3 protein-coding genes are annotated in these 3,548 nt (G+C 36.4%); all 3 read left to right on the plus strand.

Annotated elements, in window-relative coordinates; genetic code table 11:
• The first annotated feature begins 1,414 nt into the window (after window positions 1–1,414).
• Window positions 1,415–2,140, plus strand: a complete 726-nt coding sequence (locus VSQ61_RS22490; protein WP_334346551.1) for a LytR/AlgR family response regulator transcription factor — start codon at window positions 1,415–1,417, stop codon at window positions 2,138–2,140.
• 120 nt (window positions 2,141–2,260) lie between these two features.
• Window positions 2,261–2,485, plus strand: coding sequence for a BhlA/UviB family holin-like peptide (locus VSQ61_RS22495; RefSeq protein WP_334346552.1), 225 nt, complete (start codon window positions 2,261–2,263; stop codon window positions 2,483–2,485).
• Window positions 2,486–2,838: 353 nt separating this feature from the next.
• The gene (locus tag VSQ61_RS22500) at window positions 2,839–3,393 is read left to right on the plus strand and encodes an RNA polymerase sigma factor (RefSeq protein ID WP_334346553.1); all 555 of its coding nucleotides are present in this window, start codon (window positions 2,839–2,841) and stop codon (window positions 3,391–3,393) included.
• Window positions 3,394–3,548: the final 155 nt, after the last annotated feature.

Raw genomic sequence — 3,548 nt, forward strand, 5'->3', positions numbered from 1 at the left:
CTTGTGCATATTTCCGGTCTATTTCTCCGATAGCACAGGTCAAAAAGCCTCGCCGTAGCACCACTACGTCTGCGTTTTTTGACCTGCACTCTCGGAAAAATATCCTCAGAAATATGCACAAGGATTTCCGATACGGACTACTAGGCAGAGCTATTATAACAATATAAATAACTTTATGCCTCCGGTGTTTTCCCGATGTGAAGAACGCCGGAGGTTGGATTGCTCATTTACAAATAAAATTCTCTTTGCTATGATGGCTATAAGGGGGGATGGAGAATATGAGGTGGGATATATGGTATACTTTCTTGTCCTTTTGCTTGGGGAATAAGTGCGGTTAAAGATATTAAGAAAAAGAAAAAGTTAAGATGGATTTATGTCTTATCCTGTCTGATACTTCCATTTATATATTATTGTGTTTCAGAAGGCGCAAAAAGAGAATATCACTACGTATCCCATCCTTTCTTTTTTGTGTTCTTACGAGATTTGATTTTGCTGGCATTCTGGGTTTCTCGATTATGGCTGATATTAGTTTTACAAGTATTTATCCGGAAGATGGGAGAAAAATGGAGGGTTTGGGGTACTATTGCCGCTAGTGTCGCTTGTGCATGGATACTTTACAAAATACTGGAGTTTTCTTTACCAACAATACTGGCATGGTACTGATTTATTTCATATCTTTGGATTGGAGAGAAAGACATGAGGATTTATGCATATTGCCTGCATACCTTTGGGCCGGGAGGCCCGGGCGATTGGATTACGGATTCACCGCCCTCAATTTCTGATATATGGGATCCTTTCTTATTTTTTTGCCTGGGCCGTAAAAGCTGTTAATAATCCCGCAAAAGGGAAAAGGATCAGGCTTATTTATACCTTATCCTGTTTTATTCTTCCGGCAACATATTTTGCGGATTTGCTCAACTTTGAACAGAGATACAGGTGGAATTTGGATTTTTTGATTTTTACTATCTTACCGCAATTAATTGTTTTGTTATTCTGGATTTTTAGACTATGGCTGCTGTTGATTTTACAGGTTATCATTCGTAAACTGGGTGACAGATGGAATGCCCATGGAACCATTGTTGCGAGTATTGCCTGCATTTTGATACTATATATAATATTAAAATTTTCCTTGCCAACAATCCTTTCGCATTATGTTTTTTTATAGCAGTCGGTTATAACGTGAATATAATAGAGTATAAATAAGAGAGTATGCCAAAGGATGCTCTCTTATTTATTTCCAATTTTTCATAAATAGAAGCAGATGTTACCATTTTCCCAATTATACGAATGTAATAGGTATAGGGAAAATGCGGATGGGAGGGAAGAGAGAGAAATATTTAGCAGAATCCCAAAGAATTGTTCATGCAAACTTAAATGGTTCCATATTAATCGGAAGGAGGATAGAGATTTACATATGAAAAACGTATTGATCCTTGAAGATAACCAAATTACCAGGAATCTAATAGTTGAAATCTTATCAGGGGTTGCTAAAAACTTAAAGGTGTATGCCGTGGGCAATATCTATGAAGCGTATAAAATTGCCATGACCCAGGGAATCGAACTGTTTATCGTTGATATTGTTTTGGACACAAGCGTTCTGGGGGATGTTTCCGGTATAGAATTCGTTGACCGCATAAGGAAGATAACATCGTATAAGTACGTACCGGTAGTCATTCTGGCGTCGTTAGAAGATCCCAAGTTTTTTGTCTTTAACCATCTTCACTGTTATAGTTATTTGGAAAAACCGGTAGATATAGACACCATGAAAAAAGTATTAAAAGAAGCTTTGGAAGTACCCGTAATACGTTATGAAAAAGAATACGCATATTTTAGAAGGGATGGAATTTTGTATTCCATATTGAAAAGCGATATTTTGTATATTGAAACGGCTAACAGAAAAAACAGGATTGTCTGCCGGAAAGAACAGATAAACGTGGCTTATAAAAGCTGCAAAAGTTTTTTGGAAGAGCTGGACTCCAAACAATTTATACAATGCAACAGGAGCACAATCGTGAACAAGAAGCATATTAAAGCTGTTGATTATGTTAATCGGTATATTTACCTCAAGGAACCGGGAATGGTCTTGGAACTGGGCGTGAGTATCAAAAAGAGATTTTTGCAGGAACTCATGGATGATTAAAATTGACGGGCCATTTAAAATGCGGCTAAGGGAAATGCGGTAAAATCTCGAAGAGGTATTTACAAAATGGCCCCTGGCATCTCTTTTAAATTAAATATTTCCCAAAAAGGAGGTGCCGGAATGGAATCAATGCTGATGGAATCGGCAATGTCGCAGGGCATATGGGTTCTGCTGTTTGTCTCGCTGTTTATCTATACAATCAAGCGTTATGAAAAAATGGAATCCAGGCAGGAGGAACGGGAAAGGGAATATCAGGAGCTGATCCGGGGTCTGACCGATAAACTTTCCATCGTTGCCAATATAAAAGAAGACATTGAGGAGATAAAGAATAAGTTAAATGTCTGACTTGAAAGAATAGGGCTTTTGTTTACTTTTAGAACAAGTAAATGGAAGCCCTATTCTTTTGCCTTTTTTACGGTGGAGCTATGTAATACATGCTTTTTAAATGGAATAATTTGTAAATTGCAAAATAATAAACCGGATAAAAAAGCAATTGAACGGATGAAAATTAAAATTTGTTCGGGAAAATTTCATGTTTATTCCGGATTTCCCCTATCTCTTACCTTAAATAATAAATCCCGATCATTTTTAAGCTAGAATAGCTTTTCGCATGCAGAAAATATGTCTTTTTTGAATCCCGATGAATTTACATTTTAAAAAATAATTTCTCCTTATCAAAAATAAGGGGGTTATTTATATTGCAAAAGTTAATAGCAGATGCCCAAGCCGGTAACAGAATGTCAATGGAAGAATTGATTTCAAAATTTCATCCTTTAATAAAGAAATATGCACGCAAGTTAAACTATGAGGATTCGGAAAGTGATTTGGTTCTATTCTTTATAGAATTAATAAAGTCCTTTCCCAAAGGCTTGTTGGAAGCCGCCAATGAAGGGAAAATAGTCAAATACATTTCAGTGAGCATAAAAAACCAGTATAACCATTTAGTCAAGGATCATATTTTCAGAAAGAATGAAATTTGTCTTTCGCAATTGAGCGAGGAGCAGAACTATTATTTGGAATCACGACTTACGTCAGAAAATGAACAGCCATCGGAAATGACGTTTTCTGGCATATCTTCGATTCTGTCTCCAAGAGAATTCCAGATAATAACCCTAATTTACTATCTGGGATATAGCGCTTCGGAGATTGCGAGAAAGGAATCCTGTTCCCGGCAGGCGGTCAACCAGATCAAGAAAAGGGCGCTTAAGAAGATTCAAAAGCAGATGTTTGACATGGATAAGAACTGCCCTTAATCAATTATTTAAAAAGTGGAGGGCAAATATGCCAGCCGTATCATTGTAACGAAATTTTGTATAGAAAAATTAAGATATTTTGATTATTGATGTTTACATACAGCGAAAATAATTCTCTCTATATGCATAAGCAAAAGCTTAAATTCAATCATATA

It is taken from the genome of Candidatus Merdisoma sp. JLR.KK006, assembly GCF_036941035.1.
Classification (GTDB): Bacteria; Bacillota; Clostridia; order Lachnospirales; family Lachnospiraceae; genus Laedolimicola.

What these genes read in the sequence shown, in the direction of transcription:
- VSQ61_RS22490 (WP_334346551.1), top strand. Translation starts at nt 1,415, where the DNA reads ATGAAAAACGTATTGATCCTTGAAGATAACCAAATTACCAGGAATCTA.
- VSQ61_RS22495 (WP_334346552.1), top strand. Translation starts at nt 2,261, where the DNA reads ATGGAATCAATGCTGATGGAATCGGCAATGTCGCAGGGCATATGGGTT.